The sequence below is a fragment of the Acinetobacter sp. F16 genome (genome assembly GCF_052712855.1).
On the sequence record NZ_JBRATK010000007.1, the window covers coordinates 64,670 to 87,776 of the forward strand.

General features: G+C 41.4%; 21 protein-coding genes. 8 read left to right on the forward strand and 13 right to left on the reverse strand.

Going from position 1 to position 23,107, the window contains the following annotated elements:
- Window positions 1-4: 4 nt before the first annotated feature.
- The 4 genes from ACU0NF_RS06015 to yaaA all read right to left on the reverse strand — a co-directional run bounded on the left by ACU0NF_RS06015 (window position 5) and on the right by yaaA (window position 4,000).
- On the reverse strand, window positions 5-1,006 hold the full coding sequence (locus tag ACU0NF_RS06015) for an adenosine deaminase (RefSeq protein ID WP_445660462.1): 1,002 nt from the start codon (window positions 1,004-1,006) through the stop codon (window positions 5-7).
- An 80-nt stretch (window positions 1,007-1,086) separates the two neighbouring features.
- Window positions 1,087-2,409 carry an NCS2 family permease gene (locus ACU0NF_RS06020; RefSeq protein WP_445660463.1) on the reverse strand — a complete coding sequence of 441 codons (1,323 nt, stop codon included), beginning with the start codon at window positions 2,407-2,409 and terminating at the stop codon, window positions 1,087-1,089.
- Window positions 2,410-2,789: 380 nt separating this feature from the next.
- Window positions 2,790-3,023: a hypothetical protein gene (locus ACU0NF_RS06025; protein WP_445660464.1), complete on the reverse strand. Its 234-nt coding sequence runs from the start codon at window positions 3,021-3,023 to the stop codon at window positions 2,790-2,792.
- A gap of 194 nt (window positions 3,024-3,217) precedes the next feature.
- Entirely contained in the window at window positions 3,218-4,000 is a 783-nt protein-coding gene (gene yaaA, locus ACU0NF_RS06030) for a peroxide stress protein YaaA (RefSeq protein ID WP_445660465.1), read from the reverse strand.
- A gap of 124 nt (window positions 4,001-4,124) precedes the next feature.
- On the opposite strand from yaaA, the gene ACU0NF_RS06035 reads away from it, so the two are divergent.
- Window positions 4,125-4,754: an alpha/beta hydrolase gene (locus tag ACU0NF_RS06035; RefSeq protein WP_445660466.1), complete on the forward strand. Its 630-nt coding sequence runs from the start codon at window positions 4,125-4,127 to the stop codon at window positions 4,752-4,754.
- Window positions 4,755-4,948: 194 nt separating this feature from the next.
- Here ACU0NF_RS06035 and ACU0NF_RS06040 read toward each other — a convergent pair whose 3' ends face one another.
- The 4 genes from ACU0NF_RS06040 to pheA all read right to left on the reverse strand — a co-directional run bounded on the left by ACU0NF_RS06040 (window position 4,949) and on the right by pheA (window position 9,984).
- Complete coding sequence (locus ACU0NF_RS06040; protein WP_445660467.1) at window positions 4,949-5,329, reverse strand: hypothetical protein; 381 nt, start codon at window positions 5,327-5,329, stop codon at window positions 4,949-4,951.
- 109 nt (window positions 5,330-5,438) lie between these two features.
- Window positions 5,439-7,685, reverse strand: coding sequence for a bifunctional prephenate dehydrogenase/3-phosphoshikimate 1-carboxyvinyltransferase (locus ACU0NF_RS06045; protein ID WP_445660468.1), 2,247 nt, complete (start codon window positions 7,683-7,685; stop codon window positions 5,439-5,441).
- 3 nt (window positions 7,686-7,688) lie between these two features.
- Window positions 7,689-8,795 (reverse strand): histidinol-phosphate transaminase, encoded by a 1,107-nt coding sequence (gene hisC / locus ACU0NF_RS06050; protein WP_445660469.1) that lies wholly within the window; start codon window positions 8,793-8,795, stop codon window positions 7,689-7,691.
- 79 nt (window positions 8,796-8,874) lie between these two features.
- Entirely contained in the window at window positions 8,875-9,984 is a 1,110-nt protein-coding gene (gene pheA, locus ACU0NF_RS06055) for a prephenate dehydratase (protein WP_131215868.1), read from the reverse strand.
- Between the two features lie 454 nt (window positions 9,985-10,438).
- Here pheA and ACU0NF_RS06060 point away from each other — a divergent pair, with 454 nt between their 5' ends.
- From ACU0NF_RS06060 to ACU0NF_RS06070, 3 genes are all read left to right on the forward strand, one after another.
- The gene (locus ACU0NF_RS06060) at window positions 10,439-11,650 is read left to right on the forward strand and encodes an AMP-binding protein (protein WP_445660470.1); all 1,212 of its coding nucleotides are present in this window, start codon (window positions 10,439-10,441) and stop codon (window positions 11,648-11,650) included.
- Window positions 11,598-12,161 (forward strand): AMP-binding enzyme, encoded by a 564-nt coding sequence (locus tag ACU0NF_RS06065; RefSeq protein WP_445660471.1) that lies wholly within the window; start codon window positions 11,598-11,600, stop codon window positions 12,159-12,161. The genes ACU0NF_RS06060 and ACU0NF_RS06065 overlap by 53 nt, the downstream gene beginning before the upstream one ends.
- 144 nt (window positions 12,162-12,305) lie before the next feature.
- Window positions 12,306-12,824, forward strand: a complete 519-nt coding sequence (locus ACU0NF_RS06070; RefSeq protein WP_445660472.1) for a type 1 glutamine amidotransferase domain-containing protein — start codon at window positions 12,306-12,308, stop codon at window positions 12,822-12,824.
- A gap of 34 nt (window positions 12,825-12,858) precedes the next feature.
- Here the strand turns inward: ACU0NF_RS06070 and ACU0NF_RS06075 are convergent, their stop codons facing one another.
- Together ACU0NF_RS06075 and ACU0NF_RS06080 are read right to left on the reverse strand one after the other, a co-directional pair.
- The gene (locus ACU0NF_RS06075) at window positions 12,859-14,001 is read right to left on the reverse strand and encodes an acyl-CoA dehydrogenase family protein (RefSeq protein WP_445660473.1); all 1,143 of its coding nucleotides are present in this window, start codon (window positions 13,999-14,001) and stop codon (window positions 12,859-12,861) included.
- A 150-nt stretch (window positions 14,002-14,151) separates the two neighbouring features.
- On the reverse strand, window positions 14,152-15,498 hold the full coding sequence (locus ACU0NF_RS06080; protein ID WP_284066941.1) for a dicarboxylate/amino acid:cation symporter: 1,347 nt from the start codon (window positions 15,496-15,498) through the stop codon (window positions 14,152-14,154).
- Between the two features lie 425 nt (window positions 15,499-15,923).
- On the opposite strand from ACU0NF_RS06080, the gene ACU0NF_RS06085 reads away from it, so the two are divergent.
- Window positions 15,924-16,925, forward strand: a complete 1,002-nt coding sequence (locus ACU0NF_RS06085) for a glycosyl transferase family protein (RefSeq protein ID WP_445660474.1) — start codon at window positions 15,924-15,926, stop codon at window positions 16,923-16,925.
- Between the two features lie 243 nt (window positions 16,926-17,168).
- Here the strand turns inward: ACU0NF_RS06085 and ACU0NF_RS06090 are convergent, their stop codons facing one another.
- Window positions 17,169-17,435, reverse strand: a complete 267-nt coding sequence (locus tag ACU0NF_RS06090) for a YeaC family protein (RefSeq protein WP_131315514.1) — start codon at window positions 17,433-17,435, stop codon at window positions 17,169-17,171.
- Between the two features lie 3 nt (window positions 17,436-17,438).
- Entirely contained in the window at window positions 17,439-18,353 is a 915-nt protein-coding gene (locus tag ACU0NF_RS06095) for an NAD(+) kinase (protein ID WP_445660475.1), read from the reverse strand.
- A 445-nt stretch (window positions 18,354-18,798) separates the two neighbouring features.
- Between ACU0NF_RS06095 and mrcB the strand changes: the two genes are divergently transcribed.
- Both mrcB and ACU0NF_RS06105 read left to right on the forward strand, forming a co-directional pair.
- Window positions 18,799-21,195 (forward strand): penicillin-binding protein 1B, encoded by a 2,397-nt coding sequence (gene mrcB, locus ACU0NF_RS06100; RefSeq protein WP_445660476.1) that lies wholly within the window; start codon window positions 18,799-18,801, stop codon window positions 21,193-21,195.
- 33 nt (window positions 21,196-21,228) lie between these two features.
- Window positions 21,229-21,777 carry a tetratricopeptide repeat protein gene (locus ACU0NF_RS06105; protein WP_445660477.1) on the forward strand — a complete coding sequence of 183 codons (549 nt, stop codon included), beginning with the start codon at window positions 21,229-21,231 and terminating at the stop codon, window positions 21,775-21,777.
- Window positions 21,778-21,836: 59 nt separating this feature from the next.
- On the opposite strand, the gene ACU0NF_RS06110 is transcribed toward ACU0NF_RS06105, so the two are convergent.
- Complete coding sequence (locus ACU0NF_RS06110; protein ID WP_445660478.1) at window positions 21,837-22,736, reverse strand: NUDIX domain-containing protein; 900 nt, start codon at window positions 22,734-22,736, stop codon at window positions 21,837-21,839.
- 155 nt (window positions 22,737-22,891) lie between these two features.
- Here ACU0NF_RS06110 and hemP point away from each other — a divergent pair, with 155 nt between their 5' ends.
- Window positions 22,892-23,062 carry a hemin uptake protein HemP gene (hemP, locus tag ACU0NF_RS06115; RefSeq protein WP_081406229.1) on the forward strand — a complete coding sequence of 57 codons (171 nt, stop codon included), beginning with the start codon at window positions 22,892-22,894 and terminating at the stop codon, window positions 23,060-23,062.
- Window positions 23,063-23,107: the final 45 nt, after the last annotated feature.

Genomic DNA, 23,107 nt, shown 5'->3' on the forward strand with positions numbered 1-23,107 from the left:
GGAATTACACCAAAGCATCAATCTGTTGTGACCATTTTTGCTTTTCAGCATCAGAGATAAATGACGCTTCAAACGAATTTTTAGCCAATTGCTTTAGTTCATCATTGGATAAATCCAAGGCTTCAGCAATCGCAATAAAGTTGTCATTCATATATCCACCAAAATATGATGGATCATCCGAATTTACAGTCACATGCACGCCTTGTTGCAATAAGCGACGGATATTGTGCTGCGCCATATCATCGACGACGCAAAGCTTTAAGTTACTTAAAGGACACACCGTTAAAGGCATTTTTTCCGCAATTAAACGCTGCATCAGTTTCGGATCTTCTTCTGAACGTACACCATGATCCACGCGATTGACTTTAAGCAAGTCCAAAGCTTCCCAGACATATTCAGCTGGACCTTCTTCACCGGCATGCGCTACCACCAAAAAGCCTTCTTCACGTGCTTTGGCAAATACACGCTCAAACTTAGATGGTGGATGCCCTACTTCGCTTGAATCCAGTCCTACAGCAATAATTTGATCTTTAAACGGCAAAGCCTGTTCTAAAGTTTCAAATGCTGCTTCTTCACTTAAATGACGCAAGAAACACATGATTAAATGTGAGCTAATGCCAAATTTGGTTTTTGCATCATCACAGGCACGTTGCAAGCCATTGATCACGGTTGCAAATGTTACACCACGATCTGTATGCGTTTGCGGATCGAAGAACATTTCAGTATGAACCACTTTATCTGCAGCGCATTTTTCAAAATAGGCCATGGCCAGATCATAAAAATCTTGCTCGAGCACCAAAACATTGGCACCTGCATAATAAATATCGAGGAAAGACTGTAAGTTATGAAAGTTGTAGGCCTGTTTCACTTCATCTACAGATTTATACGGAATATCAATATGGTTACGTTGAGCAATGGCGAACATGAGTTCAGGCTCAAAAGTCCCTTCAATATGTACGTGTAACTCTGCCTTTGGCAGCGCTTGAATAAGCTCAAGTTGATTCATATCTTATCCTTATAAAACTTTTTTTAAAAAAATAAAAAAGGGTGCAAACTGAGTTTACACCCTACTGTGAATTTGGTGAATTAGCCACCAAATGCAGCAAATTTCAATGCCCAAAGTACAGCAATAATCCAGACCATATATGGAACAGTTTTTGCCTTACCTGTGAATAGTTTGATCAATGCATAACTGATAAAACCCATCGCAATACCGTCTGCAATTGAGTACGCAAAAGGCATAAATACGATGGTCAAAAAGGCAGGAACCGCTTCAGTAATGTCATCCCATTCAATATGGACGATACCCTGAATCATTAACACACCGACAAACAACAAGGCCGGAGCTGTAGCAAAACCTGGCACAGATTGCGCAAGCGGTGCTAAAAACAGGCATAACAGGAACATAACACCAACCACAACAGCGGTTAAGCCTGTACGACCACCCGCTGCAACACCTGCAGATGATTCAATATAAGGTGTTGTCGAAGATGTACCTAAAGCCGCACCTGCAACAATTGCTGTTGAATCCGCAAAAAGTGCTTTTTTCAAACGTGGTAATTTACCGTCTTTCAATAAGCCTGCACGATGTGATACGCCGACCAATGTGCCTGTTGAGTCAAACAGATCGACCAGGAAGAACACAAAGATCACGCCCACTAAGCTAGCAGTGAACAAGCCCTCGAAGTCCATTTGCAGCAATGTTGGGGCAAGAGATGGAATCTCACCAACCACACCCTGGAACTGGTTATAGCCCAATGCTGTAGAAATGGCAGTAATCACCAAAATACTGATAATAATTGCGCCACGCACCTTAAACTGATGCATCACCACAACCATTAAGAAACCAAGCAAAGCCAGAAGTACTGAAGGTTGTTTTAAATCACCCAAGCCTACCAAGGTTGCGGGATTATCGACAATAATACCGGCATTTTTTAAAGCAACCAGCGCGAGGAACATACCAATACCGCCACCAATCGCCAGTTTTAATGACATTGGAATTGCATTGACAATCGCTTCACGAATTTTAAACATGCTGATCGCAATAAAGATCAAACCTGAAACAAATACCGCAGCCAGTGCAGTTTGCCAAGGCACACCCATTCCCATACACACCGAATAGGTGAAGTAAGCATTTAGGCCCATACCCGGCGCGAGTGCAATCGGATAATTTGCAACAAGTCCCATCACCAGGCAACCGATTGCGGCTGCGAGACAGGTTGCGACAAACACAGCCCCATGATCCATGCCTGTTTCGGACAAAATCATTGGATTGACAATAATGATGTAACACATGGTTAAGAAAGTGGTTACACCTGCAAGAACTTCGGTGCGAAAACTGGTTTTGTTTTCGCTTAACTTAAATAAGCGTTCAAGCATATTCTCTGAAGATGGATTAGGAGTCGTCATGACTTTACCCCGGTAAGTAAACTTTATGCCGTCAGCACGCTATAAAATTAATGATCCGCTAGGTCGAATCACCATTAATTTTATAGATGTCTAAGCAATGGATATGCCAACTTTTATATTTAAAAACAAGTAGATTGAACAATTTATCAGTGAAGCTAAAACAGCCAGATGACAAAAATTGTAAAACAAAAAAGCTGCATAAATGTTATGCAGCTCTACTTCATTTAAATAAATCATATACTTATAAAATAAATATAATGATTCAATTATGGTCGTGGCAAATTATAGCACAATGATTTTTTATTGTTTCTAAAATTTATTATTCAATAAAATTCAATAGCATATCTATCTTTTTTAATTTACCAATTCAGGTTTAGCGACTAAAGTTCACTTGATTTTGCAATTAAGTAAACTGAGGAACGAACTTCAACAACTTCATCGAGCTTCTTATAAATAAAATTATGAGGAGATAGCTCAATAATATTGAGTGACTGAGAGCTTTCATGAATTAACTGATTCACCTCTCTCTTTTTTTTCATTTCTGCATCTTGGTAAACCCAATAACCAAGCACTAGCACGGCAAAAATGATGCTTAGAATTAATAATCTTTTCATAACAAAATTTTATTAGTCAGGTAACTTTTTATTATATTAACAAACAATCACAATAAAACGTGATGTATTTCACACTTTTCAAAATATTTTTTGTATTTAAATATAACTATCTAATTGTTATAAAAATTATTCTTTTCACCTTTAAAAAAAATCCCGATCAGTTTCGGGATTTTTCATTGTCTACAAAAACAACTTTAAGCTGCCTGCTGCTCATCCCGCTTAAATACCAGTTCACCTTTAAGTGAACTTTCCGCATCAAAGTAATAACCATCAGTATTAAATGATTTTAAATCTTCAGCCCGATTTAGCTGGTTTTCAATAATATAGCGTGCCATCAAACCCCGTGCTTTTTTGGCATAAAAACTAATGACTTTATATTTGCCATTTTTTTGATCCAAGAATACCGGCTTAATAATTTCAGCTTTAACTTTAGGCTCAATGACGGATTTGTAATATTCGTCCGATGCAATATTCACCAATAATTCTGAATTGGCATTTTCCAAATCTTCATTGATCAAGCCGGTAATACGATCGCCCCAGAATTGGTATAGGTTATGCCCACGTGGATTGTTCAATTTTGTGCCCATTTCTAGACGGTACGGCATCATCAAGTCTAAAGGTCGCAACAAACCATAAAGCCCAGACAACATACGTAAATGATTTTGTGCAAATTCAATATGTCGATCATTCAGATCATACGCATCTAACCCGGTATACACATCTCCTTTAAAGGCAAACAAAGCCTGACGTGCATTGGAGAAATTGAACTCGGACTGCCAGTCATTGAAACGCTCAACATTCAATTTGGCAATTTTTTCACTCACGCTCATTAAATTGGATAGATCTGCAGCAGACAGTTTACGACTTACGTCTATAAGTTCTTGTGAATGTTCCAGCAATCTTGGTAAGGTATGTGTATCGGTTGGTAGTGCAGATTCATAATCTAAAGTCTTGGCAGGAGAAATTAAGGCGAGCATGAATAACCTGATCAAAAAATAATTAAACAAACTATAACAGTAGACTTATTTTATTTCCAATTTGTGTTTTTGCTGAACATTATCGGTAAAATACCTCATTCTCCTGTTATTCATCGGTTGTAATATGTCCGAGCAAATTTTCATTCAAGGTCCTGTGGGTCAACTTGAAATTTTTGTTGATTATCCACAGGGTGAAGTGAAAGGATTCGCGGTTGTATGCCACCCCCATCCCTTGCAAGGCGGTAATCCGCAGCATAAGGTACCTACGCTTTTGGCTCAAATGTTTCTTGAGCGCGGTTGCATTGTTTATCGTCCGAGTTTCCGTGGCTCAGGTCAAAGCGATGGCCTGCATGACGAAGGCTATGGTGAAACGGATGACATTTTAGAAGCCATTAAACAAATTCGCAGTAAACATATCAGCCTGCCTTTTTATGCAGGTGGTTTTAGTTTTGGCGCCCATGTGATGGCAAAAAGCTATAATGCACTGTCTGATGAAATTAAACCGAAGCAATTGATTTTATGTGGTTTACCAACAGCAACTGTGGCAGGTCTACGCCATTATGTTACCCCTGCCATTAAAGGTGATATTCTGTTTATCCATGGTGAGGCCGATGAAGTCACTTTATTATCTGACTTAATCGAATGGGCTAGACCACAACGTCACCTGTTAACGATATTACCGGGTGCAAACCATTTCTTTACTGGATATTTAAAGCAATTGCGTGTTGCAATCTCTCGCTTTTTAGTTGCTTAACCGGTATAGAGAAGAGATCAAAAGACCGTCATCAGACGGTCTTTTTTAATTTAATTTTTCCAATAAAAGTAGTTGTATTGAGATCGCTTTTTATTATTTTTACCAAGCGTGCAAATCCAAAAAATAACCCATTAAAAATTTAGATGAAAAAAAATGCGACTTAGAAAAGCCGCATTGATATTTATATTTTATGATTAGCCCGTCGTCCATTTAAACTCGCTAAAAGATTCATCTTCTTTTAAAGTGTTCTCAACCGCTTGAGCCAGTTGATTTAATAGACTTTGTTCGGTAATACGATCTAGCCAATCCTGCTCTTCATCTGGATACGAGGTAATCTCGCAAACTAAATGCCCTTCTTCATCATGACTCTGACAAGTGACAGATAAAGGTAAAGATTGATTGTCTACACTTACAGCAACCTGATCACCACTTTGCGACAAAGTTTGGAAACCATATTGGCCTAATTCTTTAGACAAAAGATCTGCCACATATTCCTGAGTCACGTGACAATCTTTCGGTTGCTGCGACACATGAGCATGCTTTTCACAGTTTGCAGTAAATTGTAATTTTCTCATCGGTGCATCCAAACGCATTTTTCTTGTATGGTTTTAGCATAAGCAATAAAAACAAAACAGCCAAGCAAAAGCTTGGCTGTTGTCTAAAAAATATACAATATTAGACTAATTACTCACTCACTTGAATCGCTAAACCGGCTTGATTTGCAAGTTCAGTAAATGTCGGAAAACTGGTTGCCACAGTTTCTGTACCGATAATTTTAATTTCGCCTGAAGTACGTAAGCCTGCCATACTAAAACTCATCGCAATACGATGGTCATGATGCGATTCAATTTCACCACCATTGAAAATTGTAGACCAGTCACCTGATTTGCCTTTACCTTCAATAATAATGCCATCATCGGTTGGTGTGCAGTCGATGCCCAGAGTTTTCAAGCCATCTGCCATCACTTGAATACGGTCAGATTCTTTAACGCGAAGCTCTGCAGCACCGGTCAAAATGCTTCGACCTTCTGCACAGGCAGCCGCAATAAACAATGCTGGGAATTCATCAATCGCCAATGGTACCTGATCTTCTGGCATATGAATGCCTTTTAAAGTACGTGTACCACGAATACGAATGTCTGCAATCGGTTCACCACCAGCAATACGTTCATTTTCTACAGTTAGGTCAGCACCCATCTGTTTCAGAATTTCAATCACACCGGTACGGGTTGGGTTAATACCGACCGCTTCAAGGGTTACATCCGAACCTTCCGTAATGGCGGCACCGACCATAAAGAATGCTGCAGATGAAATATCAGAAGGCACCTGAATTTCAGTAGCTACGAGTTTTCCTCCACCTTGCAGTGAGATACGATTGCCTTCAGTTTTTACCTCATAACCAAAAGCACGCAGCATACGTTCGGTATGGTCACGGGTAGGCTCTGGTTCAGTCACCGAAGTTTCACCATTTGCCCAAAGACCTGCCAATAAAATCCCTGATTTCACCTGAGCAGATGCCATTGGCAAGTCGTAATGAATACCTTGAAGATTTTGGCTGCCCGTGATAGAAACTGGCGGTGTGCCACGCTCACCTGTGGTTTGAATCTGTGCACCCATTTCACGTAATGGCTTGGCAATACGCTCCATAGGACGTTTAGATAGTGATGCATCACCGGTCATGACTGAATCAAATTTTTGTGCAGACAACATGCCTGAAAGCAGACGCATAGAAGTACCCGAATTACCCATATATAAGGCACTTGCAGGGGCTTTTAAGCCATTGACACCAACACCATGAATGGTCACTTCACCATTCTTAGGCCCTTCAATGCTCACCCCCATGTCACGGAATGCCTGAAGCGTCGCTAAAGCATCTTCACCTTCCAGGAAACCTGTCACATGCGTTGTCCCTTCGGCAATCGCACCAAACATGATGGAACGATGTGACACAGATTTGTCACCTGGCACGGTAAATTTACCCTGGAATTTTTTAGCACCTGGCAAAATGGTAAATTGTTGTGTCACTTTATTTTTCTCCATCAAGGGTTTCTTGGAAAGCATGTAATTAAAATGCTGGCGGGCCGCTTGAGCATGCCCTAGCAGACCCATCAATGCCTGTGAATCTTCAGTTTCAATCAGTTTACGGATTTGGGTCAGTTGTTGCTCAAAACCATCCACTGCATTCAAAATGGCTTTTTTATTGGCAAAAAAGATGTCATGCCACATCTGCGGATCACTGGCTGCAATACGCGAGAAATCACGAAAACCACCCGCAGCATAGCGGAAAATGTCCAGATTATCTTCACGGTTTGCCAGTTGCTCAACCAGGTTAAAGGCCATTAAATGCGGAAGATGGCTGGTATGTGCCAGCACTTCATCATGCTTGTCCACATCCATGCAAATCACTTCCGCTTTTGCCGCTTGCCACAGTTGAATCAGTTGATTCACGGCCCAGCTACCACTGCTTGGAAGCGGTGTCAAAATCACTTTATGATTGGCAAATAAATCGACCTTACCTGCATGCACACCGGTATGTTCTGCACCTGCAATTGGATGACCGGGTACAAAACCTGCAGGCAAGTTTTCCCCATACACCGCTTTTGCAGCATCCACCACATTACCCTTGGTACTGCCCACATCGGTAATGATGGTGTTCTCTGACAGGTAAGGCTTGATGGTTTGCAGCACTTTTTGCGTTGCACGCACAGGCAAAGCCAACACCACCAGATCAGCACCTTTGACCGCATCGACAGGATTGCTATAGCCTTCCTGAATCAGTCCAAGCGCTTTTGCATCATCTAGTGTTTTTTGCGAACGCGTAGAGGCAACAATTTGCTTTGCCAATTTTTCAGCAATAATGACACGAGCCAGACTTGAGCCAATCAGCCCAAGTCCAATAAAGGCAACTTTTTCAAACAGTGGCTGAGACATGGCTTAAGCTTTTTCCTCTACAGCACTGCTGGTCAAATTCAGAACTTTGCCCAGTGCTGTCAAGAATTTAGCATTTTCAGCTTTAGTACCAATCGATACACGAAGATGATTTGCAATACCGACCGGACGCACAATCACACCTTCTTTTAACAAGGCATTGAACGTTTGCGCAGGATCAGCCTGTACATCGACCAAAATAAAGTTGGCACGTGAAGGCACATAATTTAAGCCCAGTGCCTCAAAGCCCTGTTCTAGCTGTTTCATGCCCGCTTTATTTACAATACGTGATTGCTCAATAAAGTCTTCATCTTTAAGTGCCGCCACAGCAGCCACCATCGCAAGATGATTCACGTTAAAGGGTTGACGAATACGGTTCAGATAATCAGTCACTTCAACCGATGCCAAGGCAAAACCAACACGCAGTGCAGCCAGACCATAACATTTAGACAAGGTACGGCTAACAATGATATTTGGATATTGTTCTAAGAGTTTTAAGCTGTTGAAGTTTTCCGGGAAATATTCCACATAGGCTTCATCCAGAACTACAATCACGTTGGTCGGTACTTTTTGCATGAAGGCGTCAAATTCAGCTTCTTCAAACCAGGTTCCGGTCGGGTTGTTTGGGTTGGCAATAAAGACCAGTTTGGTATTGGCTTTGATTGCTGCTGCCATGGCATCCAGGTCATGGGCAAAGCCTTTTGCCGGCACTTCAATCGCTTCTGCATTAATCGCTTGAGTCACCAAGGCATATACCGCAAAGGCATGCTGGCTATATACCACAGAGTCGCTTGAAGAAACGAATGCACGGGCAAACATTTCAAGCAAGTCGTTTGAACCATTACCCAAAGTAATCCGGTCAGCAGTCATGCCAAATTGTGCTTGAATCTGGTCTTTTAAGATAAAACCGCCACCGTCCGGATATCGTCCGATTTCTGCCAACTCAGCCGCCACGGCTTGCTTGACCTTGTCAGAACAGCCTAATGGATTTTCATTTGAGGCCAATTTAACGATATCAGTAATCCCCAACTCGCGCTCAAGTTCACTAATGGGTTTACCTGGTTGATAAGGCTTTAACTTTGAGATGCCTTCATTGGCAGGAACAAACGACATGTTACTCTTCCAGTTATTTCAAGTGATAAATGTGGTCAACTTCAATGCAAAAATTGACCATCGCTTTGATGGATAAAATTTACAATACTGCAATCGGGTAAGAACCCAAGACTCGAACTTCTTTCACCAAAGGACGAATCTCTTCAATTGCCGCTTTGACATTTTCTTGATCGACATGGCCTTCCAGGTCAATAAAGAACACATAGGCCCATTTTTCAGGTAAAGCCGGACGGGTTTCAATACTGGTTAGACTAATGTTGTGTTTTGCAAAGGGCGCAAGAATTTCCAGCAATGCACCAGCACGGTCATGCGCAGAAATCAGCAATGAAGTTTTGTCATTGCCACTTGGCGGCACTTTTTCACGGCCAATCACCAAGAAACGTGTGGTATTTTCCGGATTATCTTCGATGTTGCCATGTAGAATTTCCAGGTCATAAATGCTTGCAGCCACTTCAGATGCAATTGCTGCTGAATGCCATTCATTGCGAATACGGCGCGCCGCTTCGGCATTTGAACTTAAGGCAACACGTTCTACACCCGGATAATGAGCATCTAACCAGCCACGGCATTGCGCCAATGTTTGCTGATGTGCATAAATCTGTTTGATGCTGTCTTTACGGGTATTGGATGACACCAGGAATTGGTGATGAATACGCAGTTCCACTTCACCAATCACGTTTAAATGCGAGGCTTTAAAACAGTCTAAAGTATGGTTCACCACACCTTCAGATGAGTTTTCAACAGGCACTAAACCATAATGTGCACTGCCCGCTTCGACTTCACGGAACACTTCATCAATGGTTGGAAGTGGGCGGACAATGGCATCTTGTCCGAAATGTTTGAGGACTGCTGAATGAGTAAACGTTCCAACAGGACCCAAGAATGCAATACTTTGCGGAGCTTCAAGCGCCAAGCATGCTGACATGATTTCGCGAAATAAACGCGCCATAGTCACATCAGATAAGGGTCCTTCATTACGCTGCATAACATTGCGCAAAACTTGCGCTTCACGTTCAGGACGGTAAAACAACGGATTCTCTTCAGAAGCAAATTTTGCTTTTGCCACTGCTTCTGCCAATTTCGCTCGACGATTGATAAGTTGTTGAATCTGCTGATCTACAGAGTCAATATCCTCACGAATTTTAGCCAGGTCAAGAGAAGTCGTGGTGTTTTGATCGTCGTGGATCATTGTTATGTCGCCCTTCGAAAACATTATGCAAACAGTATAACAATAGTTAGCTTTCAAATGTTACGCAATAAGACTTTGATTGATTCAGTCTTAAAAACATACAGTTGATTTAATCAGTAATTTTATTGCTGATGTTTTTGCCATGAATATTTAAAATTGATGACTTTTTGCCAATTTGCCCAAAATTTCGTAACAAGCGTAGATTTTTAAATACACAACAGTTATGCCGATTTTATGGCATTTAATTAAATTAATTTATCGGCATTTGCAAATAAGGTCAGATTTTAAAGCTCTTAATAATAATTATTTTTATCTGGCTTTTTTCAGTTTCCCTCCCACTGATTGGCAGACTTGATCCTTGCGCAAAATACCTGTTTACTCGATATTAAAAGACGAATACCAAGACTGACATAAAAAATCAAAAATATTTTAAAAATAAATTTAAGGATAATCGATGAGTCATTACGCACAGCGCCCATGGGAAAAACATCTACCAAGCTCATTACATGGCTATCAACTTCAACCAGAGCAAGTCCGGGCTAATCTGGCAGAATTACTCACCCATACCACGGCGCAATTCCCCCAATCCCCCGCATTCAGTGTGGTATTGCCGGTTGGCTTAAGCAATACTTTAACGTTCCAGGAAATTGATGATCTCTCGACTGCATTTGCCAATTATTTACAACATCATCTTCAGCTTCAAAAAGGTGATGTGGTCGGTTTGAAAATGCCGAATTCCCTGCAATACCCAATTGCAGTATTTGCCTGCTGGAAAGTCGGGCTGATCATTACCAATATCAATCCGCTGTATACCCCACGTGAGCTTAAGTATCAATTGGCAGACAGTGGTGCAAAAGCGCTGATTGTTTCGGAGCTGTTTTTAGCGACCTTTGAAAGGGTCATTCAAAACAATCCTCAACTTAAATCGCTTGCCTTAGTCACAGCCAGTTTAAGTGAATTTTTTGATGAACCGTATAGCGGCATGATTGCACAAAAGATGCAAGCGGATGCCGAAGCGCAAGGTCGCTCACTCAAACCCAGTATTGAATATTCCACTTTCGCCGATGCTATAGCCATTGGCAATACTTTAGGACAATACCTGCCGACTCAACATGATATTGCCCTGTATCAATACACAGGTGGAACCACTGGACGCAGTAAGGGTGCGGTGATCAGTCATCAAAATGTAGCGTCGCTGATCAAAATCACCGGCGATTATTTACGGGCGCATCAGTCTGGATTTAATTATCAAGACTGTATTTTAACCGCTATTCCGCTGTACCATATTTTTGCTTTTAGTGTGAACTTCCTGATGTTCTTCGAAGGGGGTTCTCATAACCTGTTGATTCCATCGCCACGCCCAGTCAGTAATTTAAGACCTGCTTTTGAGAAATTTAATGTCACCTGGCTAACCGGTGTAGATACTTTATATGCAGGACTTCTGGCAGAAGACTGGTTTGTACAGAATCCACCGAAACTGACCTGCGCCATTTCCGGCGGGACAGCTTTACGCCCTGTTACAGCCGAAAACTGGAAAGCCAAAGTCGGTACAATTATTGAAGGTTTTGGCATGACCGAAACCAGTTGTGCAGCACTGCTGCATCCACCGATCAGTGAAATCCGTCAAGGTTCAGTCGGTTTTCCTCTCCCCCGGTTCAGATATTAAGATTGTCAATGCAGAAGGTCAGGAAGTTCCCTTGGGCGAGGCGGGTGAACTTTGTGTTAAAGGTCCACAGATTGTCTTAGGCTATTTAAACCGTACAGCCGAGACAGCAGAAACTTTTGTGGATGGTTGGTTACATACAGGTGATATCGCCAAAGTGGATCAAGATGGCTTTTGTTATATTCTAGACCGTAAGAAAGACATGGTGATTGTTTCAGGTTTTAATGTTTATCCCAATGAAATTGAGGCTATTTTGGCAGAACACCCAGATGTCATTGAGGCTGCAGTAATAGGCATACCAGATGAAAAAACTGGAGAATCCGTCAAAGCCTTCATTACCTCCAGTAACCCCAACCTTTCATGCGATCACATTTTAAAACACTGCGAAGAAAACCTGACTGCATATAAAGTCCCAAAATTCATTGAGATATTGAACGATTTACCAAAGTCAACCGTCGGAAAAATTCTGCGTGCCGAGCTTCGAAAAATGCAACAACAACAAAATATCGCCTAGAGTCAACTCATTACAGCACTTACATTAAGCCCTAAAGCCCTATTTTCGGGGCTTTTTCATTTGCAATAGCTATTTACCAAAATACATCACAAAAGTGTAATGTTTGCTCTATAGTCTTTTAACAAAGCAATTCAGAGAATAATAATGTCAAAAAGAATCGCCGTTTTAGTGACTCATGATTTTGAAGATACGGAATACTCAGAACCGGTACAGGCCTTTCGTGCTGCACGTCATAGTGTTTTGAATATTGAAAATAGAGCAGGCAATATTGTCTACGGCCATAAACGCAAATCTGCAGTGACCATCGACCAAAGTATAGATGATGTTTCGGTGCATGATTTTGATGCCTTGCTCATTCCCGGTGGCCATTCCCCTAACCACCTATGTGCCGATGATCGTTTCATCCATTTTATACGTAACTTTGCCCATGCAAAAAAGCCAATAATGAGTATTTGTCACAATCCACAACTGCTGATTACCGCAAAAGTGGTTCAAGGCCGGTTAATGACGACCATTAAAAGCTTCGCCAATGATCTGATCAATGCTGGCGCAGTGTATTACGATATGGGCGTGGTAAATGACAATAATCTATATATTTCTTCACGTTCGCCTGATGATTTACCCGCCTTTATTGAAGAAAGCCTGATGGTATTAAGTCAATAAAAAAGAGCCAGATGGCTCTTTTTTATTGTATGGATTAGCGTCCCAATATACTGCGCGCAACAATCTCTTTCATAATTTCATTGGTTCCGCCGTAAATACGCTGAATACGGGCATCCACGAAGAAACGTGAAATTGGATATTCACTCATATAGCCATAACCACCGAACAGTTGTAGCAGGTTATCGGCAATTTTCATTTGCATATCTGTACTGAAACTTTTTAATGCTGCCGCTGTTTCTACATCGAGTTTACCCTGCATGTAGAGTTCGACATTCTGATTATAAAATGCTGCTGTTGCCAATTCATCAATTTTTGCCTGTGCAAGTACAAAACGGGTATTTTGAAATTGACTGATCGGCTGACCAAAGGCTTGACGCTCTTTTACATAAGCAACCGTGACATCAATTGAACCACGAATCGCACCAATGGCAGTTGAGGCAATTGCTGTACGTTCACGTGGTAATTCTTGCATTAAGTAAGCAAAACCTTGCCCTGCCTGACCCAGTAATTGGTCCTTCGGCACTTTGATATTATCAAAGAATAATTCTGAAGTATCTTGCGAATGCAAACCAATTTTGTTGAGGTTTGTGCCCTTTTTAAAGCCGTCTAAATGTGTATCCAAAAGCATCAAAGACACGCCTTTTGCCCGTGCTTGAGGATCGGTTTTTACAGCCAATACCACCAAGTCCGCATGTTGACCATTTGAAATAAAGGTTTTTGAGCCATTTAAAATGTAGTGATCACCCTGCAAAATCGCATTGGTACGCATAGCTTGTAAATCAGAACCTGCACCCGGCTCGGTCATGCCAATGGCACCGATCACTTCACCCGATACCATTTTCGGTAGCCAGTATTGTTTTTGCTCTTCAGTCCCAATGTGTAAAATATACGGCGCTGCAATTTCAGAATGGCATGAAATACCGGTGGATAATGCGCTATATCCGGCACGCGCAGATTCTTCAACCAACATCAATGAATAATGGGTTGGAACACCATAACCCCCATATTCTTCAGGTACATCGATACACAAGAAACCATTTTCGCCCATCAAATTCCAGATAGAACGAGGCATGATGCCTTGCTGCTCCCATTGTTCATAATGCGGTGCAACATGCTCATTCATAAAGCGTTTGTAATTATCACGAAATAGTTCTAAATCAGCGTCATAAGCCAACATATAGCGTCCTTGTATTGAGTTGTTGTATTTATTCCTTCCCCCATCCTATTCATTTTATAAACATCTGTCATGTTCTGTAGCGGTGTTATTTCATGACTTTTGGGTCAATAAAAAAGGAAGCCGAAGCTTCCTTTTTCTTAATCCAATCTTTTAGCTATGTGGTTTATCTGCTTCTTCAAGCATCTTGGCATCCACATATTCAGGGTTATTTAACGCATGATGAAGCTGTTCAGTGTCCAATTGACCGACCCATTTTGCAACAACGATGGTCGCCAATGAGTTACCCACCAGGTTAGTCAATGCACGTGCTTCAGACATGAAACGGTCAATACCCAGAATCAAGGCCAAACCTGCCACTGGAATATGTCCTACTGCTGACAAGGTCGCAGCCATCACAATGAAACCAGAACCCGTTACACCCGCTGCACCTTTAGATGAAATCAATAACACCACAAGTAATGTAATTTGATGCTCAATATCCAGCTGGGTATTGGTTGCTTGGGCAATAAAGATTGCTGCCATAGTCAAGTAAATAGACGTACCATCAAGGTTAAATGAATAACCTGTAGGAATTACCAGACCCACCACTGACTTTTCACAACCTGCAATTTCAAGTTTCTTCAACATACGAGGCAATACAGACTCTGAAGAAGATGTACCTAAAACAATCAATAATTCTTCACGAATCATACGAATCATTTTTAAGATACTAAAACCACAAACACGGCTGATTGTGCCTAATACGATGAAAATGAACAGCAAACATGTCACGTAGAAGCACAAGATCAATTGACCCAACTGCGCCAGACTGCTAATACCATATTTACCGATGGTAAATGCCATCGCACCAAACGCACCGATCGGCGCCAACTTCATAATCATGTTTACGATATTGAAGAAAACGTGTGAAACTTGATCGATAAATTTGAGTACCGGTTTACCTGCATCACCCAGTTTATGCAGCGCAAAACCGAACAGAATTGCAAATAACAATACTTGAAGAATTTCACCTTCAGCGAATGCACCCACAACCGTATTCGGAATGATATTCATAAAGAAATCAAGCGTCGATTGTGATGCACCGGATTCTACATATTTAGAAATACCTGAGGTATCCAAAGATGCAGCATCGATATTCATGCCTACGCCCGGTTTTGCAACATTAATGACAAGCAAACCGATCAGCAAGGCAATCGTTGATACAATTTCAAAGTAAAGTAAAGCAATACCACCAGTTTTACCCACTGATTTCATGCTTTCCATACCAGCAATACCACTGACGACTGTACAGAAGATTACTGGTGCGATGATCATTTTAATCAAACGAATAAAAGCATCACCTAAAGGTTTAAGTTGTTCACCTAAACCCGGAACATACTGTTCTGCACCATTGATTATTTGCGTTCCACTTGGTGAAAAATGACCAACGAGGATACCCGCAATAATGGCAACAATCACTTGAAAATAAAGTGACTTATAAATTGGTTTTTTAGCCATGACATTACTTCACGATATATTTCTAAATAAGAAATATTCAGTTTTTGTCTATTTTCATCAAATAAACAGCCCAAAACCCTTTTGCCAGGCAAAAGAGCGCCAAAGCATTGAATTCATTCAATACTGAACAATAAATACGTATTATAAGGGTGATTAAAAAATCACGATATTCTGAACTTTTCCAAATTCAAAACCGCTAGATCAGGAGATTGGAATGCAACAAAAGTCTAATATGATTAAATTTTACCTAATTTTTTAGTGCTTGTTCTCGCTTATTTGTTAATTAGACTAAATAATCATCAATTTCTTATTAGACATTGGTCTAAACTCAACCACTGAAGTTTTATTTGAATTAGGCTGCAATATTCCTGTCAACTTTATAAAATAGCTGCATACTTATTTTACTTGCCCATAAAGTTAGACTTATGCAAACCAAAAGAAATATCTATAAAGATTTTGAACATCCTTTTGCACAATATGTACGCATTGTGGGTAAAGGGAAAAATGGTGCGCGTTCACTCAGTTATGAGGAAGCCTATCAAGCCTTTAGCATGATCTTAAAAGATGAAGTGCTGGATGTTCAGCTTGGTGCTTTCTTAATGCTGTTGCGTGTTAAAGAAGAATCTGTAGATGAGCTGGCGGGTTTTGTGCAAGCCACACGGAATCAACTCAATTTTAAAAACCTGGACGTCGATTTAGATTGGTCGTCCTATGCAGGCAAGCGTAAGCATTATCCATGGTTTTTATTGGCTGCCCTGACTTTGGCACAGCATGGTTATAAAGTGGTGATGCATGGCGCATCGGGTCATACCGTTAACCGTCTTTATACTGAACAGGTATTGGAATATCTGGGTTATGCCATTTGCCAGAATGACACAGATGTGGAACAACAATTACAGCAACGCAATTTTGCCTATATTCCTTTAGAAGCGATTTCACCCATCTTAAGTGACTTGATTGCCTTGCGTAACGTGATGGGCTTGCGTTCACCGATTCACACTCTTGCCCGTTTAATCAATCCATTCAATGCCAAAGCAACGGTACAGGCGATCTTCCATCCTGCCTATCGAGGTTCGCACCAACAGGCGGCTTTTAAATTAGGCTATAAAAATAGTGCCGTCATTAAAGGTGAAGGTGGTGAATTTGAACGCAACCCTGATGCTAAAACTTTAATTTGCGGTATTAAAAATGGCGAACTATACGAGCACGAATTACCAAAGTTGACTGAAAACCGTAGCCAGATTGAAGAAGAACTGGATCTGTCAGTTTTTAAAGCAGTCTGGGAAGGTCAGCAAAGTCATGAGTACGGTGAAATTGCAGTCACTGAAACCATGGGCATTGCTTTATATACCATGGGCGCTTGTGATTCTTATGAGCAGGCAATGTTAAAAGCGAAACAGCTTTGGCAAAACCGAAAAGTTGTTTAATAGCTTAAAGTGTCAGGCTCTGCGGAGTCTTACTGTTTATTAGCAAATAACGGGAGCTCGTTGTGTTACTTTTTAAAAAGTAACCAAAACTTTTTCCATTCGCAAAACTCGGCAAATACCACCGAGTGTCATCTCTCGCAAAAACAGGACTATATGAATATAGTCCTGCCTCGAACAATTGCGAATGGCTTTTACGTGTAGCTAAACTTCAATTTAAAGTTTAGCTACTCAAACAACTCATCATTAAACAAAACGAATCGGTTTGAATTCAGGTTCTTCAACATGCGAATCGCAATGTTCATCTTCTTCTTTGGTGCCTCGGTCAATATAACCGCTGCGCTCGGCTTCAGGTAAATGTTTCATTTCCCAGGCATATACCGCTTGCATACAGGTCTGACGCTGTTCACGCGTTAATGCAACACCGTTCGGCCATTTACCAATTTCTACTGCTGTTTTTAAACGCGAAACAATTTCAGGATCGAGCACGGTCAGCATTTGTTCAATATTCATCATTTAATCCTGCTGTTGTAAAGAGTCAAAATCTTGATTCCAACCAAGTTTGGTCCGACACGCCATATAGAAGTCATAACCGGGTGGATGAAGTAAATTCAATTTAAATGGATGTTTACGGATATGCAAACTGTCCCCAACATTGAGTGAAACGCTATGTTGACCATCGGCACTGACCATCGGTAACACGCGATTTTCACGAATGATAATCTTGATTTCACTATGCCCGCCGACCACAATAGGACGTGAAGACAAGGTATGCGGATGCATCGGCACTAAAGAAATAGCATCCATACCGGGATGGACAATCGGTCCACCACCGGATAAGGCATATGCCGTAGAACCGGTAGGTGTAGAAACAATGAGGCCATCACTATGCTGGCGATAGACATACTGGCCATCAATATTCATTTCGAAATCAATCATATGAACCGATCGACCCGAATGTAAAACCACATCATTCAGCGCAATGGCATCATAAATACTTTCGCCTTTGGAACGAATTTCCATTTCCAGCAAGAAACGGCGATCCAACTGGTACTCGCCTTTAAGCACCTGATCGAGCTTGAATAATACTTCGGTCGGCTTAATATCGGTTAAAAAGCCCAAACGACCCCGGTTCACGCCTATCACAGGCGTATTATGTTTTACCAGTGCGCGTGCGGCATGCAATAAAGAGCCATCGCCACCTACCACAATGACCAAATCCACCACTTCACCCAGTAAGGCACGGCTAACCGTTTGCGTATTTGGGTAAGGAACCAGCGCCGCTGTTTGAGAATCAAAAACAGGATGAAGCCCTAAACTTAAAAGATGGTCATGAATGAGACTTAAAGTTTCAACGACGGAGGATTTATCTGGACGTCCTACTAATCCAATGTTTCGAAAAGTCTTATGTGAAATTTGCACCTGAGTCATCGCTCCGCTACGATTCCTGCCTATAATAGCATTAACCCTATTCATTTTAAAAAACTTTAAAGTTCTATATCGCACTCTATATAGATTAATTGATTAGTTAATAAAGAATGATTTATCTTACTTACATACAAGAATTACAATAAACAGTCCTGCAAGTTTGAGCAATATTGGTTTGTTATGATAAAAATCACATTTTCTAGGCAGCATCTTGAGATCTTTAGCGCTGCTGAATGATTCAGTTCTGGAAAGGTGGTTTAAAATTGGCCCAATATCTGCAAAGATAGCCCAAGCTGTAAAAATAACATCTTTTATAAAATCAATAACTCATTACAGGTTTAGCGGGTTTTTTATCACCCTATTTTATCTTCATTCACAGATTAATTATTGCAAAAAAACGAAAAGCTTCGCATGATTAGCACAATTTATCAGGATCTTATATTAATTGATGAAGTCTGAACGTGGGATTGGTTTACTAGCGCTTATTTTTTCAATATTAGTCATTGCTGCTTTCTTGGCTTTTAGCATCTATTTAATACGAATGGATAATATTGTGCGGGACAAGTTTGAAGGACAGCGCTGGGATATTCCGGCAAAAGTATTTGCCCGTCCTTTAGAAATCTATACCAATGCCCCGGTCAATCAATCAGACTTTACTCAAGAGCTGAAGTTACTCGGCTATAAAAATTCTGATAGCTACACCAAATCAGGAAGTTACGTTAGCTCAGGTGATGCACTGTATGTGCATACCCGTGGTTTCGACTTTGGCGATAGCGCAGAACCTGAACAGGTTTTAAAAGTCACTTTTAACAATAATCAGGTGGGTGAAGTCAGTGCGACCAAACCATCCTCTACCGGGATCGCTCGTTTAGAGCCTTTATTGATTGGCGGCATTTACCCGCAGCACAATGAAGACCGTGTCCTGATTAAACTGGATAAAGTGCCTAAACCTTTAATTGAAGCGCTCATTGCGACAGAAGACCGTAACTTCTATCATCATCATGGGGTCTCAGTTCGCGGTACAGCACGTGCATTAGTGAGTAATGTCACGGGTGGCAAGCGTCAAGGGGGTTCAACCCTGACCCAGCAATTGGTGAAAAACTTCTATTTAAGTCCAGAAAAAACCTTAAAACGTAAGGTCAATGAAGCCTTGATGGCGCTGTTAATTGAGCTGCATTATGATAAAGATGAAATTTTGGAAGCTTATTTAAATGAAGTGAACCTGGGTCAAAATGGCAGTTATTCAATTAATGGTTACGGTCTCGCTTCACAGTTTTACTTTGGTTTACCGCTCAGAGAATTGAATACAGCTCAACAAGCGTATCTGGTCGGTTTAGTTCAAGGACCAACGCTGTTCAATCCCTGGAGAAATCCCGAAGGTGCAAGAAGACGTCGTGACATTGTCCTGAACAATATGCTGGTGATGGGTTATCTGACTCAGGAACAGTTTGAGCAAGAAGTGGCACGATCACTCAATGTGATTGCAAAACCGACTTTGGGTCCTGCCCGCTTCCCTGATTTCCTGGACATTGTCCGTCGACAATTGCGGACTGAATATCAAGAAGGTGATTTGACCAATCAAGGCTTAAGAATTTTCACCACCCTTGATCCCATTGCACAAACCAAGGTTCAAGAGGCATTTAAGGCGTCTGTTTCCGGTTTAGCCAATGCCAATCCTAAACGTTTAAAAGACTTGCAAGGTGCAGTTTTAATTTCTCATCCTGAAAATGGCGAACTGGTTGCAGCGGTGGGTTCTACACAAGACTTTACCGGCTTTAACCGTGCTTTAGATGCCAAACGTCAAGTGGGCTCTTTACTCAAACCGGTTATCTATTTAAGTGCCATTGAATCGGGACGTTACAACTGGGCAAGTCCAATTGAAGACAGCGCCCTCAATATTGCCAGTGAAGGAAAAACCTGGACGCCTAAAAACTATAGTGGCGGTGATCATGGTGTCATACCAATGGCCGAAGCTTTGGCAAATTCCTACAACCTTTCAGCAGTCCGTTTAGGTCAGGAATTCGGAATTTCAACGTTTAGCAATCATCTGAAAAAATTTGGCGTGACTTCAGATATTCCCACTTATCCATCTATCTTCCTCGGTGCAATTGATATGTCGCCTATGGAAGTGATGAGCATTTACAGCAACTTTGCAACGGGCGGATTTAAATACCCAATCAAATCCATTCGTTCTGTGGTGGATGCAAACGGACGTTTACTGGATCGTTATGGTCTGACCGTTCAAAAAACCATTGATCCTTCTGCCGCTTATATTCTGAATTATGGCTTACAACAAGTGATGAGTTCTGGTACAGGTCGTTCGGCTTATAGCGCCTTGCCCACCGATTTAAATCTGGCAGGGAAATCTGGTACCACCAATGATACGCGTGACTCATGGTTTGCAGGTTATTCGGGTAATTATTTAAGTGTGGTGTGGCTGGGTCTGGATGACAATAAAGTCACTGGCTTAACCGGTTCTTCAGGTGCCCTTCCTGTTTGGACCAATGTGATGAAGCAGCTGCGTCAAAAACCTGTGAACTTACGCCAAACTGAAAATGTACAATGGCATTGGATTGATCGCGCGAGCGGCTATTTATCTGCCCAAGGTTGTGAAGGCGCCATGTACATTCCGATCCTGCGCAGTAATGTGCCACGCCAGGCAACCGCATGTGGTTTACCGCATTATCAGGTCGAGCCAGTTTACAATTCTGACACTGAAAACAATCAGGCCGCACCTGTAGAAAACGATAATATCGAAAACTATATTCGTGAAAGTGAAACTGAAATGCAACGTGACTTATCTAATAACAGTCAGATCATTTCAAGCGGTAGCTATAATAATTAAGGGTGACAATTCATAATGAAGGTTCGATTCAACATGTATAAGCAGGCGCTGACCGGTTTAGGCCTAATCGCTTTGGTGGGCTGTCAAAGCCTGCCAGCTCCTGAGACCAAGCAACCGGCAAAACCTGCACCTTCTGAAAAAAAGGAAATTAAAACGCCTTCTGGTGTGGTCATTACCCCTTATGAGCGCGAAGAAATCCAGCGTAAAAAAATGCAGGTGATTGTTCCTGAGCAAAAAAGAACACAGCAATTTGATGATGGTCGTAAACTTCCCGCATTTAAAAAATTGATGCAACAAACACAACTGGCCTATAAACAGGGGCAATGGAATCAGGCTGAAGCGGCTGCACTTCAGGCCCAGCGCTTGGCACCCCAATCTGCCGAGACTTTTTTGTATTTGGCTTTGGTGGCCAATAAAAAAAATAAGCCTGCAAATGCGGAAGCTTTAGCCCAACGTGGACTGAGTTATGCGCAAAGCAATGCCATGAAAAAGCAGCTTTGGCTGGTCATTTTAAAAGCTGCACAACAGCAGAAAGATCAGAAAACCATTCAGCAAGCGCAAAAAGCCCTGAAAGCCTTATAAAATTCTGGATGTATTAAGATGAACAATTCAGAGCTTAATACATTCTTTTATTCTATTTTTTATAAAAATCGAATCCCTGCAATTCCATAAGCACCCTGCTGCTGAGCCGTCATCAAATCACCGGCTTGCATGCCACCTAAAGCAAAAACAGGAATTTCGACTTGTGCAGCTAAATTTTTAAACTGTTCCCACCCCAATGCCCGAGCTTCTGGATGCGTTTCTGTAGCCAGCACCGGACTCAATAGAATGGCATCACAACCTATTTTTTCTGCCTGTTTCATCGAGACTAAATCATGACAGGCAGCAATATAGCGTTTGCCCATGATTAAATCGCCTTGCATTAAAGCCATGACTTGCGACTGCTTTAAGTGAATGGCTGAAATGGCCTGTTGCTGAATTGAATTTAACTGCTGGTAAAGCTCAGTATTCACAATCAGCTTGGATAACTGCTCAACACTTAATCCTGAAATTTCAATAATTTGAGCTTGAGTCCCCTCAACACGCCAATACATCAGCTGATCCAGTTTTAATGCGTCTAATGCATTTAACCCATCTGAAATTTTAATCTGATGCGCCCAATGCAGGCGCTTGATCATAGCCTGATTGGCTTTGGGGAAATTTAAACTGAGCAATTCATCACGGCTATACCATCTCCATGGCTGTTGAATTTCATTCAGCAAAGCGCTCGGTACAATGGCATGAAATAAATGCAAGTTGACGATCACATCGTCATATTCATGGCGAATCACATCAAAAGCATGCCAGCCCTGCAAACCAATCCCCACTTCTTCATAAACTTCACGGCGACAGGCGGCTAAAGGGCTTTCACCTTCTTCAACTTTTCCTCCTGGAAATTCATGCTTATTTCCCTGGTGCTGTTTTGCTTCACGCCATCCAACAAGTACCTTGTCTTGATGCAACAAGATTGCAATTGCAACGTGAATCGTGGGTTTCGACATGCCGTACTCCTTTACGTAAAAATGTTTTTGCGTGAAAATATTACAGAGTGTAAGCAAATTTAAGTTTTTTATGAAATCTTAAATAATTCATTGACAGGTCTATTCGATAATGATTATCATTTAAATCATTCACTATATACCACGGAACCGAAGGAATGAACGCACCATTTAGCCTATTTACACGTAATAATGATGTCGCACACTCACTACCGATGTTGCACTCGAACAATCTATTTTCTTTGGGCCGAGAAATTCGAATCATGCATGCCGGCGAAGAATATCGTTTACGTTTAACCCGTAACAATCGACTGATTCTGACCAAATAAAACTGATTCTGACCAAATATAGTCACAAGCCAATAATAATATTCG